Source organism: Pacificimonas aurantium (genome assembly GCF_020092905.1).
Taxonomy (GTDB): Bacteria; Pseudomonadota; Alphaproteobacteria; order Sphingomonadales; family Sphingomonadaceae; genus Pacificimonas; species Pacificimonas aurantium.
Genome location: NZ_JAGSGB010000004.1, coordinates 96,041 through 116,212 on the forward strand (window position 1 = coordinate 96,041; position 20,172 = coordinate 116,212).

A 20,172-nucleotide genomic window follows, 5' to 3' on the forward strand; every position below is an offset into this window, starting at 1 on the left:
TTAGAAAGCAGGTGACGCGCCGCAGCGTCGGGCTTAGCCTGCGCAGCATGTTCATCGATTTCTTCAACGAACTGCGCGACGCGCGCATCCCGGTCACGCTGAAAGAGCATCTGACGCTGCTGGAAGCGCTGAACGAAGGGGTCATCGACCGGCGCGTGGAGGATTTCTATTATCTCTCCCGCTCGGCCTATGTGAAGGACGAGTCCTATCTGGACCGGTTCGACCAGGTCTTCGGCAAGGTCTTCAAGGGCCTGGAGACGACCTACGAAGACGAGGCGATGACCGCCGAAATCCCAGAGGAATGGCTGCGGCAGCTAGCCGAGGCGGTCTTTTCCGAAGAAGAGATGAAGGCCATCGAGGAAAAGGGCTTCGACCAGATCATGGAGGATCTGAAGAAGCGCCTCGAAGAACAGGAAAAGCGCCACGAGGGCGGGAACAAGTGGATCGGCACGAAAGGGAAATCGCCCTTCGGCAATTCGGGCTATAATCCGGCCGGTGTGCGCATCGGCGGCAAGGGCGGCCAGAAAAAGGCCATCAAGGTCTGGGAAAAGCGCGAATTCAAGAATCTCGACAACGAGGTCGAGCTGGGCACGCGCAACATCAAGATGGCGCTGAAACGCCTGCGCCGCTTCGCCCGCGAAGGCGCAGCCGACGAACTCGATCTGCCCGGAACGATCAAGGGGACGGCGAACAAGGGCTATCTGGACATCCAGATGCGGCCCGAACGGCGCAACGCGGTGAAGGTCCTGCTGTTCTTCGACATTGGCGGGTCGATGGACGGCCATATCCGCACCTGCGAGGAGCTGTTCTCGGCCGCCTCCACCGAATTCAAGAATATGGAATATTACTACTTCCACAACATGGTCTACGAGGCCGTTTGGAAGGACAATAAGCGCCGCTGGAACGAACGCACGGCGACCTTCGACATCCTCCACAAATTCCCGCACGATTATAAGGTGATCTTCGTCGGCGACGCGTCGATGAGCCCCTATGAGATCAATTACCCCGGCGGCTCGGTCGAACATTGGAACGAGGAACCGGGTGAAACCTGGATGCGCCGCATGCTCGACGTCTATCCCAGCGCGGTGTGGCTGAACCCCATTGCGGAAAAACACTGGCAGTACGGCCAGTCCATCCAGATGGTGAAGCAGATCATGGACGGGCGCATGTACCCGCTGACACTTGGCGGGCTGGACGAGGCCATGAAGGAACTGACCCGCCGGGCGCACTGATGCCCGTCCGCCGCGCCAAAGGAACCGAGATCGAACGCTGCCGCGAGATCGAGCGGCAGGCGGCAGCCGTGTTCGACGCGACACAATATGCGCATCTGGATCTTTCGACGCCGCAGGACGAGGCCGTCGTGCGCGCGGCCTATGTCGACCAGCTGCTGTGGGTGGCGGTCGACGAGGAGGACAGGCCGGTCGGCCACCTGACCGCCGCAAAGGGGCAGCGCGGCATGCTGATCGCGCAGATCGACGTGCTGCCGGATCACCAGCGCAAAGGATTGGCGCGCGAACTGATCGCCGAGGCGGAGGCCGAAGCCAGCCACCGCGGCCTGCCCTATATCTGGCTGAGAACCTTTCGCGACATTCCTTGGAACGCTCCCTTCTATGCGCGCCTTGGCTATGAGGTGGTCGAAGACGCCGTCGACGAGAGCGAAGTGGTGGACCAGGAGCGCAGCGCAGGGCTCGATCCCGCGACCCGGGTAACGATGAGAAAGGCCCTGCCCAACGCCAACGCGCGCACCGCCAACAGCTAGGAAATCCGCGCGCGCCGCTTCAGGTCCGCGATCAGGTCGCCGGTCGCATCGGCCATGGCGACATCTTCCCCATGCGCCATCAGATCGCGGATCGCTGCCGGATCGAAATCGGTGGAGCCGGGAAGCGGATAGGTCGCGGCAGGCTCAATGATCGCGATGGGAACGTCGTTGTACCGCTGCGTCCGCGCCTCCAGCGGCTGCATGACGCGATCGATCTCAACGGGATCGAGGTTTTCGTCCTGAAGGCGGAGACGCTGCTCGGCGATCGCACCGAGCAGCCCGTTGATCCGCTCTGCATTGGCGATGTCGTTCTGGAATACCTCGTCGGTGAGAATGCTGACGGCGCGAAGGCCGATATCGAGAATGCCATCGTACGGCGCCTTGCCCGCACCGGCACCGAGGCGGCGGTTCTGAGCGAGGATGACAAGAACGGCCTTCGGCCGGCGCGCGAGTACCGCGCCGAGCGGCGTGATATCGCGTACACCGCCATCGACCCACTGGTCACCCTCCGTATCCACCAGCGGCTGATAGGTCGCCGGAACCGCGGCGGACGCGATGGTCCATTCGGCGAGGTCGGGCGTCGTCTCGTTCACATAGGTAAGCTCGCCGGTCCTTAGGTTGACCGTGCCCACCGATAGCCCCTTGCCCGCCGCCTCCAAAGCAGCCTGGTCGTGGAAGTCACGAATACGCTCGCGGATCGGCGCGGCGTCGTAGAGCGAATTGCGACCGAACAGGAATGCGCCGACCATGCCCAGCGGCCGCTTGCGGTAGACGCTGCTGTCGCCCTTCAGCGCAAGCCAGGTCTCCCGCAGGTCGGTTATGCGGTCCTGCGCCGCGCCAAGCGCCTGGATCGCGCCGGTGGAAATCCCGGCATAAAGCCCAACCTTCAGCCCGCTGCGCTGTACCAGCGCGTCGAGCACGCCCACCTGGAACGCGCCGCGCGAACCGCCGCCCGAAAGCACGATGGCAAGATCGATATCGGTGATCATGCCGGAGAGGTAAGCAAACGGTGCGCTTTCCGTCCGTGACCGGTGTCACGCGCCGGCGGCAGGAGCGCGAAAGGATGTCAGACGGACGCGGTCAGACAGGGGCAGTGAGCAGCCAGACATTGGTGACGGTCACGACGGCAACGGCGATCATCAAGAGGCCCTTCTTGCGCTCGGCGCGGGGCCGCCTGAGGAGGATGTAGGCGCCGCCAACCAGCAACGCGAAAGCGCCGATCACGGCGACCGACAGCGCGATCTTGAGCAAAATCTCCATCAGCGCGGGTCTCTCCACATAGGTGTCAGCAGCGGCGACACGCCGCTTACCACGATGGGTTCGCCGCGAAAATCGAAGCCGTGCGCACGGTAGAAGCCGAAATTCTCCGGGTCGGAACTTTCGAGATAACAGGGCAGGCCGTCACGGTCGCATGCCGCCAGCATGGGCGCCATCAAATCCTTCCCGAGCCCCCTGCCCCGCGCGCGCCCGGCGGTGCCGATCAGGAACAGGTAGAGATGCGGCTCCTCAGGGTGGGCCGCCTCCATGGCCTCGCCCGCCGCCGCCCCGCGCGCGCCGCCGCCGAACTGGCCGTGCCACATCAGGGACAGGCTCCAGCGTAGGAGACCAAGTGCGGAAAAGGGGCGCATGTCGCGGCTGTCGATCCATGCGGCCGCGCCGCCGCCCTCTGCCAGGAAACACTGACCATGCGGCAGGTAGAGATCGCGCAGCAGTTCCCGGAATCCCGCGCGAATGGCGGCGGGCTTTCCCATCAGCCACAGATTGAAGGGATCACCGGCGAAGGCATCGCCCAGAATGTCGGCCATCGCGCCGAGATCACGACGTCCGGCCGGACGTACCGAGGCGGGAAGCGGCTCGGGCCGGATCATGCCGCCGCCCCGGTCAGAACGGAAATAGCGCGCCGCCAGCTTTGGCGCCTCTCACCCCGCCGGTCGGCGGAGATGCGCGGTTCGAACCTGCGGTCGACGCGTCGCATGGCTGCGGCCGCCTCCTCCAAGCTGGCATAAAGACCGGCGCCAACCGCGGCGAGCATCGCGGCCCCCAGCGCGGTGGTTTCGATAATTTCGGGACGCTCGACCTCGACGCCGCAGGCATCGGCCAAATCCTGGCACAGCCAGTCATTCGCGACCATGCCGCCATCGATCTTGAGCACGCCGGGCTCGACGCCGTCCGCCGCCATGGCCTCCAGAACGTCGGCGGTCTGGTTGCCCATCGCCTCAAGGCAGGCGCGCACGATATGCGCCTTTCCTGTCGCGCCGGAGAGTCCGGTAATCGCGCCGCGCACATCCGGCTCCCAGTAAGGTGCGCCGAGCCCGGCAAAGGCGGGCACGAACATGGCCCCCTCGGTCGTTTCGACGGAGCGGGCCAATGCCTCCGTCTCGGCGGCAGCCGCGATCAGACCGAGCTGGTCGCGCAGCCACTGAACAGCGCTGCCCGCAACAAAGATCGACCCTTCGAGCGCATAGACGCTCTCGCCCGGAACGTCCCAGCCGAGTGTGGCGAGGAGGCGGTGCTCGGAGGAAGGCGGCTCCGCCCCGGCATTTGCGATAAGAAAGGCACCGGTTCCGTAGGTGGACTTCACCGCGCCGGGAGAGAAACAGGCCTGTCCGATGGCGGCGGCCTGCTGGTCCCCGGCGGCTCCGGTCATCGGAATGGTGCGGCCGCCGATGACCACGCAGTCGCCGAGATGACCGGCATTCTTGCCGATGAAGGGGATCCAGCCGCGCGAGACATCGAACAGGTCGCAAAGGTCATCGGACCAGTGGAGGCCGGCAAGGTCCATCAGGAGCGTGCGCGCAGCATTGGTTGCGTCGGTCTCGAACGTCTCACCGCGCGAAAGCCGGTAGCGCAGATAGGCGTCGACGGTACCGGCGGCGAGGCGGTCCTTGTCCGCCGCACGCCGGACCTCCGGCCAGTTGTCCGCGCCCCAGGCGATCTTCGTTGCCGAGAAATAGGGATCGAGAAGGAGACCGGTGCGCGCCTGCACGAAGGGCTCGCACCCTGCTCCCTTCAGCGCGGCGCAGCGCTCGGCCGTACGGCGATCCTGCCAGACGATTGCGGGCGACAGCGGCTCGCCGGTCTCCCGGTCCCAGAACACGACCGTTTCGCGCTGATTGGTGAGACCGAGTGCGGCGATGCTGTCCGCGCCGACCGCCCCGGCAACCTCCTGCGCACAGGCCAGGCTGCGCTCCCAGATTTCCGCGGCGTCATGCTCAACCCAGCCCGAACGCGGAAATCCTTGGGTCAGCGGCGCGTTCGCCTCCCCCGCAATGCGCCCCTCCGGTGTGAAGGCCACCGCGCGCGTCGACGTCGTTCCTTCGTCGATAACCAGAATATGCTGGCTCATAGCCTTATCGCCGCCTCCCCATGATGCGCTTCCCTTAAGGCGGCGCCTCTCATAGGCAAAGCGGACCCATGACCTCTCAGCCCTACGACCTGTTCATCATCGGCGGCGGCATCAACGGCGCCGGCATCGCGCGCGACGCGGCGGGCCGGGGTAAGCGCGTGTTCCTGTGCGACAAGGGCGACCTTGGCGGCGGCACCTCCTCGGCCTCGACGAAGCTGATCCATGGCGGGCTGCGCTATCTGGAGTTCTACGAGTTCGCACTGGTGCGGAAAGCGCTGGCCGAACGTGAGCGCATCCTCGCCATCGCGCCCCACCTGTCCTGGCCGATGCCCTTCGTTCTGCCGCTCGGTAAGGACACGCGGCCAAGCTGGATGATCCGCGCCGGCCTTTTCCTGTACGATCACCTGGCGCGACGGCGCAGCTTTCCGGATTCGGAGAAGATCGCCCTCGCGGACGATCCGGGAGGGGCTGTGCTGCAACCGAAATATCGACGCGCCTTTCGCTACTGGGATGGCTGGGTCGACGACAGCCGCCTTGTCATTGCCAATTGCCGGGACGCGGCGCGGCGCGGCGCCGCCATCGTTCCGCGCGACGGCGCCAGCGAGGCGCGCTTCGCGGACGGGCTGTGGCAGGTGACGCTCGATAGCGGGCGAACGGTTGCCGCCAGGTGCCTGGTCAATTGTGCGGGGCCATGGGCCGAAGAGGTCGCGAGCACCGTCCTGGGCCGCAACGACGCCCCGCGCCTGGACCTGGTTCAGGGTGCGCATATCGTCGTGCCGCGAATCGGTACGGGCGCGGACGCCTATATGCTGCAGCAGCCCGACGGGCGCATCATCTTCACCATCCCATATCAGCGCGAGTTCACGCTGATCGGCACGACGGAAACGCGGATCGAGCAGCCGTCCGAGGCGCAGATCACTGCCGAGGAATCACGTTACCTGCTGGACGCGGCGAACCGCTACCTGCGCGCAACGCTGACGCCGGACGATATCCGCGCAAGTTTCGCGGGCGTCCGGCCGCTGGTCCTGGAAGAGGGCAAGAATGCGCGCGAAACGAGCCGCGAATGGAAGCTGGTCGAGCATGACGGCGTGCGGGCGACGACCGTTGTGGGCGGTAAACTGACCACCTATCGCCTGCTCGCCGAAACGGTCATGGAACGGCTCTACCCCGGCACGCGTCCGTGGACGGGCACGGCCCCGCTTCCCGGAGGAGACATTCCGGGGGCGGACCGCGCGCCGCCGCGCGAAGCCTATCGCCGCTGGGTGGCAGAACTTGCCGAAACGAACCCGGACCTCCCTGTAGAACGCGTAGAACAATTATGCGAACGCTACGGCACAGAAGTCGAAAACTTACTCGGCACAGGTCTGGGCAGGGATTTCGGCGCCTTGTTCGAAGCGGAAGTGCAGCACATGGCGAATGAGGAATGGGCGAGGTCGCCCGAAGATGTTCTGTGGCGCCGTTCGAAGGCCGGCCTGACTGCCGCCGAAGAACTCAGAACCTACCTCACGGACTTTTTCTCGGCGAAATACACCGCCAGTTAATGAATATTGTCCCATAAAGCTGGGAAACCAGTTCGGGACGAGAGTATGAGCGAGATGACGCCGGTTGCCATCGAGGGCGCGCTGACCTGCGATTATGCGGGCGAGACGGCCGTCGGGCTGCTCGACGCCCTGATCGACTCCATGACCATGATGCGCCCGGGCCGCGATGCCGCACGCCTGGCTACCGAACTGCACCGGCTGGCCGACGGCGCCGCCTTCGTCGCGCAGGAGCTCGAGACGCTGATGGCCGGAAATGCTGCTGACGCCGCCGCCCGCCTGAGCGAGCAAAGCGATACGCTGCCCTCGCTGGCAGCGAACTAGCCGGAGGCTAAGGTCAGCCCCTTGCGCTGACGATCTGGGCGAAAAGCGCCGGATCGACATTTCCCCCGGAGAGGGTGGCAAGCACGGTCTTGCTCTCGCATGGAACCTGTCCCGTCATCAGCGCCGCGAGCGCAGCCGCGCCGCCCGGTTCGACCACCAGCTTCAGTTCGGCAAAGGCGAAGCGCATCGCGCGCATCACTTCGTCGTCGGTCGCCGCGACGCCGGCCGCTCCCCGGGCCGAAAGAATGCCGAACGTCAACGGCGAGATGCTGAGCGTCTGCAAGGCGTCGCAAAGCGTGCGGCCGGGAGCCTCGACGGGACGAATTTCGCCTGCCTCCATCGAGCGCCCCGCATCGTCATAGCCTGCCGGCTCGGCAAGCCAGATATGCGCGCCGGGCAGCGCGGTCGCGATGCCGCTGGCAAGGCCCCCGCCGCCGCAGCAGACGACCGCCATATCCGCCTCCAGCCCCATCTCCGACAGTTGTTCGCCCGCCTCGAGACCTGCCGTGCCCTGCCCCGCCACGATATAGGGGTCGTCGAAACTGGGTACGAGAACGGCCCCCCGCGTGGTGGCAAGATCAGCCGCGATCTCCTCGCGCGAGCCCGAGAGCCGATCGTAGAAAACGATCTCCGCCCCGTCGCGGCGCGTGCGTTCGACTTTCAGGTCCGGGGCATCGGCGGGCATGACAATGACGGCCGGCATGCCCAGCATTTGCGCCGCACGTGCGACGCCCTGCGCATGATTGCCGGAAGAGAAGGCCACGACCCCGCCCGTGCGCTCTTCATGCGGCATGGCACTGAGGCGGTTGTACGCCCCCCGAAACTTGAAGGAGCCGGTAAGCTGCAGGCATTCCGCCTTCAGGAACACGCGGGCCCCGGTCATTTGGTCGAGAAGGTCGCTGCGCAGGAGCGGCGTCCGGACCGCTTTCCCCTTGATCCGGGCGGCCGCAGCCATCAGGTCGTCCCGCACTATGCCGCTCATCGATGTCCCCCTGAAACGCTGGATGCACAGACCGCCCTGCGCCGGTCTGTAACCACTGCGTAATTGCCGCAACTTCGCGGCCATTTACAGCCCGTTCCGGCACGATTATATGCGCCGTCCGCTGCCCAAAGGGACTTCCTACCGGCGAGGCAGCATTTCGGCGCAACAGACATCCAGGAGGTCCCTTGAGTTGCGAAAGTACCATAACGCAGTCGGTGTAGCGGCCGCTTTGCGGCCGGCTTCCCCCGTTACGCTCGTTCGTCCCCATGCTGCGGACCGCGCTGCCCGATTCTTTCAGGAGCGCTTTCCCGGCCTGTGCATGTATGCGGTGAAGGCGAATCCCTCGCCCGACCTGCTGCGCACCCTGTGGAATGCGGGCATCACCCATTATGACGTCGCCTCCATCACGGAGGTCCGGCTGGTCCGCTCGGTCCTGCCCGATGCGAAGCTGTGCTTCATGCACCCGGTAAAGTCGCCGGAAGCGATCGAAGAGGCCTATTTCGATCACGGCGTGCGCACGTTCTCCCTCGACACGATGGAAGAGCTCGAGAAGATCGTTGCGGCGACGACGCGCGACGGCGCGGCGGCCGAGGATCTGTGGCTGTGCGTGCGCATCCGCGTTCCGTCCGACCATTCGGAACTCAGCCTGGCTGCGAAGTTCGGCGTACGCGCCGAAGAGTCGGCCGAACTGCTGATGGCGGCCCGCCAGGCCTCCGACGCGCTGGGCGTCTGCTTCCACGTCGGCAGCCAGGCGATGAGCCCGGCAGCCTACACCAATGCGATCAGCCTGGTGCGGGCGGCCATCGTCTCCGCCGGCGTGACCGTGGACGTGGTGGATGTGGGCGGCGGTTTCCCCTCGGTCTATCCGGGCATGGATCCCGCGCCGCTCGACGTCTACTTCCAGGCGATTCACGACGCGTTCGAGGATATGCCGATCAGCTATTCCGCCGAACTGTGGTGCGAGCCCGGCCGCGCGCTGTGCGCCGAATATGCCAGCGTCCTGGTGCGGGTGGAACAGCGCAAGGGACAAACGCTCTACATCAACGACGGTGCCTATGGCTCTCTGTTCGACGCGGCCCATGTCGACTGGCGCTTTCCCGTCTCGCTGGTTCGCGAAAGCGCGAGCGAGGAAGACCTCGCCGCGTTCGACCTCTACGGCCCGACCTGCGACGACCTCGACCATATGGAAGGCCCCTTCCTGCTGCCCGCCGACGTCAAGGCGGGCGACTTCATCGAGATCGGCATGCTGGGCGCCTATGGTGCGGCGATGCGCACCAGCTTCAACGGCTTCGGCGCATCCGAAACGGTGGAAGTCGAGGACGAGCCCATGGAAAGCCTCTACACCGGCGAGCGGCCCTCGGCAGAGGTCATTCCGCTGACCGGTCGAAGCTAGGCATTTCACCGGCCCCTTCCCGAACCGGAGGGGGCCGGGAAACGCTTTGCCCCTACACGGGTTCTTCACCCAGATAGGGCTGCCCGACCGCCCGGGTGACCCCGCCCCTCCCCACGCCTATGAGGAGGGAAAATCGACCCAAGTCAGGAGCCACAATCATGCCCGTTCCCGGCCATGCCCTCGTCATCGGCGCCGGCGGCGTCTCGTCCGTCGCCGTCCACAAGATGGCCATGAATCCCGACATTTTCGGCACGGTCACGCTGGCGAGCCGCACGCTGTCCAAATGCGATGCCATCGCCGCATCGGTAAAGGACCGGACCGGCGAAACCGTCGCAACGCACCAGATCGACGCGGACGATGTCGATGCGACGGCCGCGCTGATCGACAAGGTGAAGCCCGACCTGCTGGTCAATCTCGCCCTGCCCTATCAGGACCTGACGCTGATGGAGGCGTGCCTGAAGACGGGTGTGCCCTATCTCGACACGGCGAATTACGAGCCCAAGGACACGGCGAAGTTCGAATATAGCTGGCAGTGGGACTATCAGGACCGCTTCAGGGACGCCGGGCTGATGGCGCTCTTGGGATCGGGCTTCGACCCGGGCGTGACGAGCGTCTTTGCCAGCTGGCTGAAGAAGCACCATTTCGATCGGATTCGCACGCTCGATATCCTCGACTGCAACGGCGGCGACCATGGCCAGGCCTTTGCCACGAACTTCAATCCGGAAATCAACATCCGCGAAGTGACCGCCCCCGCCCGCCACTATGAAAACGGCGACTGGGTCGAAACGCCCGCCCTGTCGCACAAGCAGAGCTTCGACTTCCCCGAAGTGGGCGAGAAGAACATGTACATGATGTATCATGAGGAGCTGGAAAGCCTCGTGACGCACCTGCCCGAAATCGAACGCGCACGCTTCTGGATGACCTTCGGCGATGCCTATCTGACGCATTTGGAGGTGCTGCAGAATGTCGGCATGACCCGCATCGACCCGATCACCTATCAGGGACAGGAGATCGTACCGCTGCAGTTTCTGAAGGCCGTGCTTCCCGAGCCTGCAGGACTTGGCGCGACCACCAAGGGAAAGACCTGCATCGGCGACATCGCGACCGGTACGCCGAAGGGCGGCGGTGACGAAATCACCAAATATCTGTTCAACGTCTGCGACCATGAAGAGGCTTACCGCGAGACCGGCAACCAGGCGGTCAGCTACACGACAGGAGTCCCCGCCATGATCGGCGCCGCGATGATGCTGCAGGGCACCTGGTCGGGCACCGGCGTCTTCAACATGGAGCAGTTCGACCCCGACCCGTTCATGGACATGCTGAACAAGCATGGCTTGCCGTGGGAAGTGCGCGACCTCGACGACCCGCTAAAGTTCTGAGGCCGATTGCCGGTCGCAGGCAGTAAGCCGCTAGGCCAGACGGTTCAGGCACGGCCGGCTCACAGCGAACCGGTCGTGCCTGGATACCGATCCCTAGGGGGCGGCCTGGCGCTCGGCATCGGTCGGCCGGCCGCGCTTCGCCCCGAACAGCGCGTTGATGGTGTGCCGCCCGAGGCGCTGGCCAGGACGCTCGAACGCGGCGTAGGTCAGAGCCGACAGGCCGTAGGTCAGCGGCAGGGCCTCCGCGACCGTCACCGCAAAGCGCGCGGGCGCCGCCAGACTGCCGCCCGCAGCCGCCAGAACGGCGCTGGCGACCGGTGTCATGACAAGAAGGTGAATGAGATAGGCGCTGTAGGACAGCTCGCCCAGCCAGTGCGCTGCGCGCCCGGAAAGGTAGCGGCGCACCGCGGCGGCGGGCCCGGTATCTCGGGCGAAAATAAGCGCTGAAAAGAACAGTACGATCACCACGCGCGTCACCAGACTGCCAGGATCGGTCGGACCGCCATAGGGGATGGCGGCAAAGAGCGCTGCCAACACAACGAACGACCAGCGGCGGGGCCGGGTACGCGCTACGGCAAGCAGCATTCCGGCAAGAAAGAGGTGCAGCTTCAGCGGCAGGAAAGCCGGCATCGGGAAACGCACCCCCAGCTGGTCGAGGCCGAAAACACACGCCGCCGCTGCAACGCCGACGGTGAGAGCGACCGGCCTCCAGCCAAAGCGCTCCGCTACGAGGAGGAAGAACGGAAAGACGGCGTAGAACTGCATCTCGAGCCCGATGCTCCAGTCGGGCAGCGGCGTGCGGAACGAATATTGCGGAATGAGCCCGAAGAGGAAGCTGACATGGGCGGCAATGTTCGCCGCCGACGCGTCGAGGTAGCGGCGCGGCAATTGCGGATGCAGACCGAGCTCGGAATCGATACCGGCACGAAGCTCGAACAGCCACGGTCCCATGAACAGGGCGACTGCAAAGAGGACATAGAAGAGCGGCGCGATCCGAAAAAACCGCCGTAACCAGAAGGAGATGATTGTGGTGGGGCGTGACCAGTCCTCGAACTTGCTGCGCAACTGGAACTGAAACACCATCAGAAACCCGGACAGCAGGATGAACAGGTCGACGCCGTAAGTGGCGTGGCGAAGTATCGGGATGTCGAACCCGGTCAAGAGAAGCGCGTGGCCAAGAAATACCCACAGCGCAGCCAGCCCGCGAAGACCGTCCAGATAGTCAAGGCGTTCCGCCCCCTGCGGCATGGCCCTTCCCCCCTACGTCGATGGTGTCTCCGGCCTAGCCGCCATATCGGGAAATGACCAGCAGGCGAGGCTGGCCGGGCATCTGCGCAGGTCGTTACGGGGCCGCATGCGCCGGGGTACGGCGCCAGGCGACGAACGACAGCGTGACGATGGCAAGGCTTAGCACCAGAGTCAGTAGGCAGGTGCCGGTCCAGCCGACCCAGTCATAGGCGGCTGTGCCGAGCCAGCTACCCAGCCCGCCGCCAATGAACATCAGGATGATGTAAACGGTCATCAGCCGCGTGCGGATGTCCGGCTCCAGCGCGAGGAATGTCATCCGGCCCGACACATCGATAACCGGTCCGACTAGGTTGAAGATGACGATGGGAATGCACAGCACCCAGAAACTCTCGTCCGCCAGAAACAGCAGAAGCACGCCGGCAAGCTGTCCGGCGGACAGGAGCGCACGGGCCCGCAGGGCACCGACCCGGTCCGCCCAAGCGCCCAGAAATGGCGTCGTGGCCAAATTGATGATCGAAAAGCCGGCCAGATACCCAACCATGTCGACGCCGTACCCTATGTCGGGAAGGTGCAGGCCGATGCCGAGCCAGAGCGCCAGGAAGACGCCGAAGTTCAGCCCCTGGATCGTCCCGGACATCAGTACCACCGGGTGACTGCGCGCGATCGGAAAGGTCGATGCGAGCAGCCCCGCATAGCTGAGGCTGCCCTGGGGCGGCGGACCTCCGCTGCGTTTGGGCATCACGACGGGAAGCACCGCGGCAATGGTGAGCATAGCGGCCGCCGCAGCATAGAAAACGGCGCGCCAGCCGAAATATTCGCCGAGGATCCCCCCGCCCAGCCGCGCGAAAAGAATGCCGACGATGATCCCGACGGTCAGGAGCGCCTGCGCTTTCCCGAGCTCTTTGGGGTCCACCCGCTTCGAGACATAGGTCGGGATGAGATAGGGCGCGATGGTGACCAGCCCGAGCAGTGTCGAGGCGGCAACGAACAGGTAGAACTCCCCCGCCACCGCCATGCCGAGGACGCAGACGAGCTGCAGCGCGACGAAGATGCGGGCAAGCCGGGCGTTTCCCATGCGGTCGCCGAGCGGCAGAAACAGGAAAATCCCGACTGCAAGAGCCAGCTGGTTGAGCGCGGGCACAAGGCCGATCATGGCCGCCGTGACACCGAACCCCTCCGCGACGAGAGCGATGACCGGATGAATGTAGTAGGCGTTCGCCACGACGATCCCGGTCGTGATGGCAAGGGCGTAGAGCTGGGGTCGGGAAAGCTGCTGGGGCTGGGTGGTCACGAACCGCGTGCTGCCCGTCCGCGTCGCTGAGTGCAACTCACATTCCCGCCCGGCATCGTCGTAGAGCCTGCCATTCTGGGGCCGCGGGGCTCTAGCCTTCTGGGATCAGCCCGAACCTTTCGAGGGTACGCAGAACGGGCGGAGCGTATTCGCGCACCATGTAGAAATCCGGCTCCGCCTCCTTCGGGCGGCCAAGCTCCGTCAAGGCGAGCCCGCGCAACCAGCGCGCGTTGATCCGGTCAGGCGCCAGGTCGAGCGCCCGTTCGGCGTCCTCCAGCGTCTTTGCCGGCTCTCCCATCCGCAGCCAGACGAGAGCCCTGCTTTCAAAATAGGCGGCCGGATCGCGCGCCAGTTCGATCGCGCGGTTGCAGTCGTCGATCGCCCCGTCCAGGTCGATCCCGTTCAGCCCCTTGATCCAGCAGCGCGCATTGAGGAGCTTGGGCGTCACCGGCCCCTCGTCCAGGAGTTCGTCGAACAGCGCGACACTCTCTTCGCCCCGGCCCGCTTCGCCCAGAAAATCGGCCTTGCTGAACTTCGCTTCTTCTTCCGAACTTCCGCCAAGTTCGATCTGCTCGTCGAGCAGCGCGACGCCCGCATCCACGTCCCCGGAGAGGATCAGTCGTTCGGCAAGAATTTCGCGCGCATCGTAGGAAGATGGATCGAACTCGAACGCAAGGCGCGCATCGCGAAGCGCGGCATCGTCATCGCCGCGGAAGTGGTTCAGCGCGGATCGCCAGGTATACATGTCCACACTGGGCTCAAGCTCCAGCACCTTGTCGACATATTCCAACGCCGCGTCGATCTGCCGGACGCCGTAGTAATAGCGCATCCGTGTGGTCAGCACATGGACGGGGTCATCCGCATATGCCTCTTCAGCTGCATCGAATATCTCGTCGATGCGCTGGATCTGTGGGTGCGGCGCGTCGGCCAGAACCAAATCCCACATGCGCGGCACATCGGATATCGCCACAACCTTGGGTAAGTCGGCGCGCGCGCGGCGCCCGGCTTCGCGCGCCGCCGGCAAGTCGTCCGCATCGACCTCCAGAACGTCGCTGCGAACCCGTTCGGTCATCTTGACGATATTGTCCTGCAGCCGCGTGTCGCGATCGATGTGGCGACCCATTATCGTCCCGGTGAAATCGGCGTCGCCCTCAAGGGCGTAGTCGGCGCCTTCCGGCAGCTCGACCACGAGGGTGTAGAGCGAATGTTGCAGCCCGCTCGTCACCACCGGGATGTCGCGCCAGGCCGCCTTCGTCCGGTTCGCCCGCACCCGCAGATCATCCGCCATCTGAGAGAGCGCCAAGGACCATTCCTGATTTTCGCGCGAGAACAGACGCGTCCGCAATACCGTTCCTGTAAGGGTGACCGAAGGCTCCTCCTCATCGATCGCGAACGCCGTGTCGGTAACAAGTCCCGAACCCGGCAGCGTTTCCAGCAGCGCCTCCCGAATGAGTTCCTTAGTCTGGTCGGGCCCAAGAGTCCGCAGGGCCTCTGCCACCATGATGGCGACGGGTCCGAGCATCTTCACCTCGACGTCCGCAATTAGCGGCATGTCCACGCTCCCCAGCATCGACATGCGCACATTTACGATCTCTTGGGGGCGGGAGGGCATCTGGGTTTCGATTTCGAAAGGCTGCGCACCGCCGGTACGCAGTGGAAGCACGTAGCCGAAGGGCGGCGGGTCGAAGATGTCCGCTTCGCGCGTTCCCGCTCCGGTTCCGTCCAGCCAGGCAGTACGATCGCCGATCCGGGCCGACACAAGCACATGATCGAAGGCAAGGGCGCTGGGAAGGCGCTGCGGGATCATGCGGCCCAATCTCGAATGCGCAAGGACAGGTTCCGCCTCGATCCCGAGCTCCTCGAGCATGGCGAGAAGAAGCAAGGTCACCGCCTTGCAGTCTCCCAGTCGCTGCCGCCAGGTTTCCGCGGGCGCTTGCGGCACATAATTGCCGCCATTCAGCCCATTCATCAGATACTGGATGTCGTCCTGCACGATGCGAAGCGCCGCTGCCGCCCGCGCCGCGTCTCCGTCGTGGCGAGAGCGGATCTCGGCGATCCTCTCTTCGAGATCGGACGGCAGTTGCAAACCTTCGGCAGCATATTGCGGCGCAAAGGTGCTGGACACGTCCGCCCATGATCCGAAGGTCGAATATTCGAGCAGTGGCGGCATCTGGAAGCGAACCGGCGCGTCCCGCGGCATGTCCTCTCCTTCGTCGAGAGGCAGCGGAATGGCGACGCGGTTCATCGCTCCATCCTCCGTCACGGTCGCCTGCGGATTTCCGTTCAGCACCTGCCAGTCCAACTGCTGGCCTTGCGGCCAAAGCAGCACCGACTCCGCTTCGCCGATCTGGACGGCCTCTGTCGCGAGCGCCTGGACCCCCTGCACATTGCCGCCGAGCGCAGGGTCGGAAAGCTCTGTAGTCATCCTGACACGCAGGACATCGCCGACGCGCAGTCCCTCGACCGTCAGGGTCGCGGTGAGAAGACCGGTCAGCAGGCTCTTTTCCAGCATCTCCTCACGCCGCAGGACTGTAAACTGCTGACCAGCTTCGAGGATATCGATGACCTCGTCTCCGCGGATGATGCTGATCTCGTGAACGCGCAGATTGCCCTTCTCGGGCAACCACTGTGCCGTCAGGCGCGAGATATTCTGTACCGCCTGCGGCGTAGAGCCCCGGTAGAGCAGCTCCGCAAAGGTCTGCAACACGTCGCCATCGACACGCGTGACGCTTCTGGCGCGTAGCAGCGGCGACCCGCCGGCTTCCTCCGGAATCGTATCGTCGAGTTCGACCCAATCGGACGCGGGTTCGTAAACGGGTTCGTCCGCCGCAAGGCTGGGTCCCTCCGCGAATATCAGCAGAAGCGCCGCAGCCAGTAACATCAGTCGATACATAGATTTTTCCCCGCCCGGGCTCCCCACGCCCAGCGGGCACCCTATGCGGCCCGTCCGTCGAATGACAAGGCAGGTCGCGGCAATGGTGATGAATAGACGCAGCGCCTGCGTTAAGGCCTGCGCGATGACCGATCTCATGACCACCAAGGCCGGCGACCCCGGCGCCTTTGCCCGCTTCGACCTCGACCGCGTAGAAACGCCCGCATTCGTCGTGGATGCCGCTGCCCTGCGCCGGAACCTCGCCGTCCTGGCAGATGTGAAGCGGCGTTCCGGCGCAAAGGTCCTGCTGGCGTTGAAAGCGTTTTCGATGTGGGAGACCGCCGGGATCACCCAGGCCGTGCTGGACGGAACCTGCGCCAGCGGCCTGTGGGAGGCGCGGCTGGCGCGCAAGCACTATCCGGGCATGGTCGAGACCTTTTGCCCCGGTTTCAAGGCGCAGGACCTGCCGGAAATCGCTGCCCTCTCCGATACCATCGTCTTCAATACGCCGCAGCAGCATGCGCGCTTTCGCGAGCTGCTGGAGCGCAGCGGCGAGACGTTCGACGTGGGGCTGCGCATCAACCCCGAAGTGTCGACCGGCGAGGTGCCGAAATACGACCCCGCCGCGCCAGGATCGCGGCTGGGCTTTCCGATCTCACAGCTTCGCGAGGAGCATCTGAGCGGGCTGTCCGGCCTGCACTTTCACACGCTGTGCGAACAGGATTTCGCGCCGCTCGCGCGGACCTGGGAGGCGATCGAGCCCCGTCTTGCGGACTGGCTGCCGCGGCTCGACTGGCTGAACATGGGCGGGGGGCACCATATCAGCCGCGCGGACTATGACGTGGACGCACTCGTTCGCCTGATCGAGGGCATACGCAACAAGTACGGTGTCAGCGTCTATCTGGAGCCCGGCGAGGCGGTCGCACTCGATGCCGGGCTATTGGTGGGTGAAATCCTGGACATATTCGACAATGACGGCCTGCAGGCGATCGTCGACATCTCCGCCACCTGCCACATGCCCGATGTGATCGAGGCGCCCTATCGCCCGGCGCTGCTCGGCGAGACCGAAACGGGGACCAGCGTACGGCTGGGCGGTCCGTCCTGCCTCGCGGGTGACGTGATCGGCGACTATCGCTTCGCCGGCGGCGTGCCCACGCCCGGACAGCGCTTCGCCTTCCTGGACCAGGCGCATTATTCGATGGTGAAGACGACGACCTTCAACGGGGTGCCGTTGCCAAGCATCTATCTGTGGGATTCGGACAGCGACAAGCTGGAGCGGGTGCGCAGCTTCGACTGGACGGAATTCGAACGGCGTCTGAGTTAGGCCCCGGGCCGCCTTTCCGCCAACGGCGGTACTGCCGAGGTCGCCGCGAGCCAGATCCACAGGATGACGAGGGCGGCGAGGCCGCGTTCCCCCAGACCGTCGATGTCCGTCGGCACGAAGAAGAACACGGGTGCGGTCAGCAGCCAGGCAAAGGCAAGGACGAGGCTCGCGGTGCGCCGCCAGCTTCCCCCCAGCCTCCCAAGGCGGGCGGCAAGCAAGGTGGTGGCCCCGAAAAAGGCGCCGCCAAGCACCCACACCATCTTCCGGTGCGCGGTCAGGGCAAAGCTGCCCTCCGCCATCGCGCTGCCCGGCGCATCATAAGCATCCCAGAACGCGATCACGAGCACGGTGGCAGCCATGAGAAGAAGGAACCCGAGACCGGCGATCCGTTTCCAGTTCTCGCCCCCGCCGTCACCGTGCCGGAAAAGAAGGATGCAGGTGACGAGCAGCGAAAGGGCAAGCGCAACGAGCGCGGGATCCTCGAACCGCTGGCCATCGCCTGCCGCCAGTTCGGAAATGGTCTGCCGCACAGGGTCGTAGCCCTCGACGCTGAGCATAGCGGCCAGATCGCCCGCGATCGTCACGAGCGTCAGCAGCAGGGCAAGGCGGACAAGCCAGATCATCGGCGGAATGCTCCACCCCGCCTTATTCGGGATCGGCCGCGCGGAGTTCTTCGGCCTCTTCGGTCGCAGCCCGGTTCGACAGTGCCGCCTCGCAGCTATTCGCGAAGCGGGTCAGATCGGCGTCGGCGGGCACCTGTTCGATTTCGAGAATCTCGGCGCCGTAGCTGAGACCGACGTCGCCGCCCGACAGGGCCGCGACCAGTTCCGGCTCCAACGGGGTTTCGGCAACGACGCCGCGCTCTTCCATGTCGCCAAGTCCGGCAGCGGGCTCGGCGACCATGGCGACAAGCCGGCCGCCCACCCCGAAGGTCAGGCGCTCCTCGCTGCCGATCGGCATCAGATAGGGCGCCTCGACCTGAAGCCGGGCCGGGTCGGGCAGGCAGCGCAAGGTCAGGACGGTCCCGCTGCCAGCATCGGCAAAGCTGAGCTGCGCCGACTGCTCTCCCGCCTCGTCGAAGCGCCAGCCGTCATCGGAGGAAGGCTCGACGGGCTGCGAGCCAGCTGGAACAGTTGCGTCCGTGTCAGCCGCGGGGTCCCCCGCGGGCTCGTCCGGATCACCGGAACAGGCTACTAGGCCGCAGGACAGGAGGGCGGCAACGAGGGCGGCGCGGCGGGCGAAAAGGTCAGTCATCCGGCGAACCTACCCCACTCGCCGCAGCAAGTCCTCCCCTTAGAAGAAGGCCTGCAGCCCCGTCTGCGCACGCCCGAGGATGAGCGCATGCACGTCGTGCGTGCCCTCATAGGTATTGACCGCTTCCAGATTCATGACGTGGCGGATGACGCCATATTCGTCCGAAATCCCGTTGCCGCCATGCATGTCGCGGGCTTGGCGCGCGATATCGAGCGCCTTTCCGCAATTGTTGCGCTTCAGGATGCTGATCGTCTCCGGAGCAAGCCGCCCCTCGTCCATCAGCCGCCCGGCGCGCCAGGAGCCGAGAAGCCCAAGCGAGATTTCGGTCTGCATATCGGCCAGCTTCTTCTGGAATAGCTGCGTATGGGCGAGCGGACGGCCGAACTGGTGGCGGTCGAGGCCGTATTGCCGGGCGGCGTGCCAGCAGAATTCGGCCGCTCCCATCGCCCCCCAGCTGATGCCGTAACGCGCCTTGTTGAGGCAGCCGAACGGCCCCTTCAGCCCGGAAACATCAGGCAGGAGCCGGTCGGCAGGAATGCGTACCTCGTCCATGACGATCTCGCCGGTCACCCAGGCGCGAAGCGAGAATTTGCCCTCGATCTTCGGCGTCGAGATGCCCTCGTCGCCGCGTTCCAGCACGAAGCCGCGAATATCGCCCTCGTCATCCTTCGCCCAGACGACGAAGACATGGGCGATGGGCGAATTGGTGATCCACATCTTCGCGCCGCTGAGCACATAGTCGCCGCCATCACGGCGCGCGCGCGTCTTCAGGCTTCCCGGATCGGAGCCGGCATCGGGCTCGGTCAGGCCGAATGCGCCGATAAACTCTCCGCTCGCCAACTTGGGGAGATATTTCCGGCGCTGCTCTTCGGTGCCGTAGGCGTGGATCGGGTGCATGACGAGCGAGGACTGGACCGACATGGCGCTGCGATAGGCGCTGTCGATCCGCTCCACCTCACGCGCGATCAGGCCGTAGGACACATAGCTGGCACCTGCGCAGCCATATTCCTCCCCGATGGTCGAGCCGAGCAGCCCAGCGGCGCCGAACGCCTTCATCAGGTCGGGGTCGAATGTCTCGTGACGGTTCGCGTCGCGCACGATGGGCGCCAGTTCGGCATCGGCAAAGGAGCGCGCCGTATCGCGGATCAGACGCTCGTCCTCGGTCAGAAGATCGTCAAGCAGCAGCGGATCGGCCCAGTCGAAGGCGGCGCGCGAGGGCGCCTTGGCAAGGGGGGCGTCGGAGTTTGTGGTCATGGGCGGGGCTTAGCGGGACGGCAGGCCAAAAAAAAGCAGCGGCGGACCAATGGCCGCACCGCTGCGCAATCAGGATCTACCGTTGCCCGCCATGGGGATCGAAGCCATGACCGAGGACCGGGTCAAGTCAGGAAAGAGCACCCCCTCCAGTGACCTGAAACATTACTGTGCAATGAACATGCCATCCGGAAATCGGCGGAAACGCGCC

At 65.0% G+C, this 20,172-nt stretch carries 18 protein-coding genes; 7 read left to right on the forward strand and 11 right to left on the reverse strand.

The window, feature by feature from the left end; all coding sequences use genetic code 11:
• Nucleotides 1-47: 47 nt before the first annotated feature.
• Entirely contained in the window at nucleotides 48-1,232 is a 1,185-nt protein-coding gene (locus KCN53_RS14790; RefSeq protein ID WP_088713500.1) for a vWA domain-containing protein, read from the forward strand.
• The gene (locus tag KCN53_RS14795; protein ID WP_088713113.1) at nucleotides 1,232-1,759 is read left to right on the forward strand and encodes a GNAT family N-acetyltransferase; all 528 of its coding nucleotides are present in this window, start codon (nucleotides 1,232-1,234) and stop codon (nucleotides 1,757-1,759) included. The genes KCN53_RS14790 and KCN53_RS14795 overlap by 1 nt, the downstream gene beginning before the upstream one ends.
• On the opposite strand, the gene KCN53_RS14800 is transcribed toward KCN53_RS14795, so the two are convergent.
• From KCN53_RS14800 to KCN53_RS14815, 4 genes are all read right to left on the reverse strand, one after another.
• Nucleotides 1,756-2,748 (reverse strand): patatin-like phospholipase family protein, encoded by a 993-nt coding sequence (locus KCN53_RS14800; RefSeq protein WP_088713114.1) that lies wholly within the window; start codon nucleotides 2,746-2,748, stop codon nucleotides 1,756-1,758. The two genes, KCN53_RS14795 and KCN53_RS14800, sit on opposite strands and share 4 nt — an antisense overlap.
• A 91-nt stretch (nucleotides 2,749-2,839) precedes the next feature.
• The gene (locus KCN53_RS14805) at nucleotides 2,840-3,019 is read right to left on the reverse strand and encodes a hypothetical protein (protein WP_088713115.1); all 180 of its coding nucleotides are present in this window, start codon (nucleotides 3,017-3,019) and stop codon (nucleotides 2,840-2,842) included.
• On the reverse strand, nucleotides 3,019-3,627 hold the full coding sequence (locus KCN53_RS14810; protein WP_088713116.1) for a GNAT family N-acetyltransferase: 609 nt from the start codon (nucleotides 3,625-3,627) through the stop codon (nucleotides 3,019-3,021). The genes KCN53_RS14805 and KCN53_RS14810 overlap by 1 nt, the downstream gene beginning before the upstream one ends.
• A complete protein-coding gene (locus tag KCN53_RS14815) occupies nucleotides 3,624-5,105 on the reverse strand; it encodes an FGGY family carbohydrate kinase (protein WP_088713117.1) in 1,482 nt (493 codons plus the stop codon). The genes KCN53_RS14810 and KCN53_RS14815 overlap by 4 nt, the downstream gene beginning before the upstream one ends.
• Nucleotides 5,106-5,173: 68 nt before the next feature.
• Between KCN53_RS14815 and glpD the strand changes: the two genes are divergently transcribed.
• Together glpD and KCN53_RS14825 are read left to right on the forward strand one after the other, a co-directional pair.
• Nucleotides 5,174-6,646, forward strand: coding sequence for a glycerol-3-phosphate dehydrogenase (glpD, locus tag KCN53_RS14820; protein WP_088713118.1), 1,473 nt, complete (start codon nucleotides 5,174-5,176; stop codon nucleotides 6,644-6,646).
• A gap of 45 nt (nucleotides 6,647-6,691) precedes the next feature.
• On the forward strand, nucleotides 6,692-6,967 hold the full coding sequence (locus KCN53_RS14825) for a hypothetical protein (protein WP_088713119.1): 276 nt from the start codon (nucleotides 6,692-6,694) through the stop codon (nucleotides 6,965-6,967).
• A 13-nt stretch (nucleotides 6,968-6,980) separates the two neighbouring features.
• Here the strand turns inward: KCN53_RS14825 and KCN53_RS14830 are convergent, their stop codons facing one another.
• Complete coding sequence (locus KCN53_RS14830; protein ID WP_088713120.1) at nucleotides 6,981-7,949, reverse strand: threonine ammonia-lyase; 969 nt, start codon at nucleotides 7,947-7,949, stop codon at nucleotides 6,981-6,983.
• A 190-nt stretch (nucleotides 7,950-8,139) separates the two neighbouring features.
• Here KCN53_RS14830 and KCN53_RS14835 point away from each other — a divergent pair, with 190 nt between their 5' ends.
• Both KCN53_RS14835 and KCN53_RS14840 read left to right on the forward strand, forming a co-directional pair.
• A complete protein-coding gene (locus KCN53_RS14835) occupies nucleotides 8,140-9,342 on the forward strand; it encodes a type III PLP-dependent enzyme domain-containing protein (protein WP_088713121.1) in 1,203 nt (400 codons plus the stop codon).
• A 158-nt stretch (nucleotides 9,343-9,500) separates the two neighbouring features.
• A complete protein-coding gene (locus KCN53_RS14840) occupies nucleotides 9,501-10,721 on the forward strand; it encodes a saccharopine dehydrogenase family protein (protein WP_088713122.1) in 1,221 nt (406 codons plus the stop codon).
• A 93-nt stretch (nucleotides 10,722-10,814) separates the two neighbouring features.
• On the opposite strand, the gene KCN53_RS14845 is transcribed toward KCN53_RS14840, so the two are convergent.
• The 3 genes from KCN53_RS14845 to KCN53_RS14855 all read right to left on the reverse strand — a co-directional run bounded on the left by KCN53_RS14845 (nucleotide 10,815) and on the right by KCN53_RS14855 (nucleotide 16,153).
• On the reverse strand, nucleotides 10,815-11,969 hold the full coding sequence (locus KCN53_RS14845; RefSeq protein ID WP_088713123.1) for an acyltransferase family protein: 1,155 nt from the start codon (nucleotides 11,967-11,969) through the stop codon (nucleotides 10,815-10,817).
• A gap of 94 nt (nucleotides 11,970-12,063) precedes the next feature.
• Nucleotides 12,064-13,260 (reverse strand): MFS transporter, encoded by a 1,197-nt coding sequence (locus tag KCN53_RS14850; RefSeq protein WP_224199774.1) that lies wholly within the window; start codon nucleotides 13,258-13,260, stop codon nucleotides 12,064-12,066.
• A gap of 91 nt (nucleotides 13,261-13,351) precedes the next feature.
• Entirely contained in the window at nucleotides 13,352-16,153 is a 2,802-nt protein-coding gene (locus tag KCN53_RS14855; protein WP_172406280.1) for a DUF3857 domain-containing protein, read from the reverse strand.
• A gap of 136 nt (nucleotides 16,154-16,289) precedes the next feature.
• Between KCN53_RS14855 and KCN53_RS14860 the strand changes: the two genes are divergently transcribed.
• On the forward strand, nucleotides 16,290-17,456 hold the full coding sequence (locus KCN53_RS14860) for a carboxynorspermidine decarboxylase (RefSeq protein ID WP_088713502.1): 1,167 nt from the start codon (nucleotides 16,290-16,292) through the stop codon (nucleotides 17,454-17,456).
• Here the strand turns inward: KCN53_RS14860 and KCN53_RS14865 are convergent.
• The 3 genes from KCN53_RS14865 to KCN53_RS14875 are packed head-to-tail and all read right to left on the reverse strand — an operon-like array spanning nucleotide 17,453 to nucleotide 19,964.
• Complete coding sequence (locus KCN53_RS14865; protein WP_088713125.1) at nucleotides 17,453-18,079, reverse strand: DUF998 domain-containing protein; 627 nt, start codon at nucleotides 18,077-18,079, stop codon at nucleotides 17,453-17,455. The two genes, KCN53_RS14860 and KCN53_RS14865, sit on opposite strands and share 4 nt — an antisense overlap.
• Before the next feature lie 22 nt (nucleotides 18,080-18,101).
• Nucleotides 18,102-18,710: a hypothetical protein gene (locus KCN53_RS14870; protein WP_088713126.1), complete on the reverse strand. Its 609-nt coding sequence runs from the start codon at nucleotides 18,708-18,710 to the stop codon at nucleotides 18,102-18,104.
• Nucleotides 18,711-18,749: 39 nt separating this feature from the next.
• On the reverse strand, nucleotides 18,750-19,964 hold the full coding sequence (locus tag KCN53_RS14875; RefSeq protein WP_088713127.1) for an acyl-CoA dehydrogenase: 1,215 nt from the start codon (nucleotides 19,962-19,964) through the stop codon (nucleotides 18,750-18,752).
• Nucleotides 19,965-20,172 lie beyond the last annotated feature (208 nt).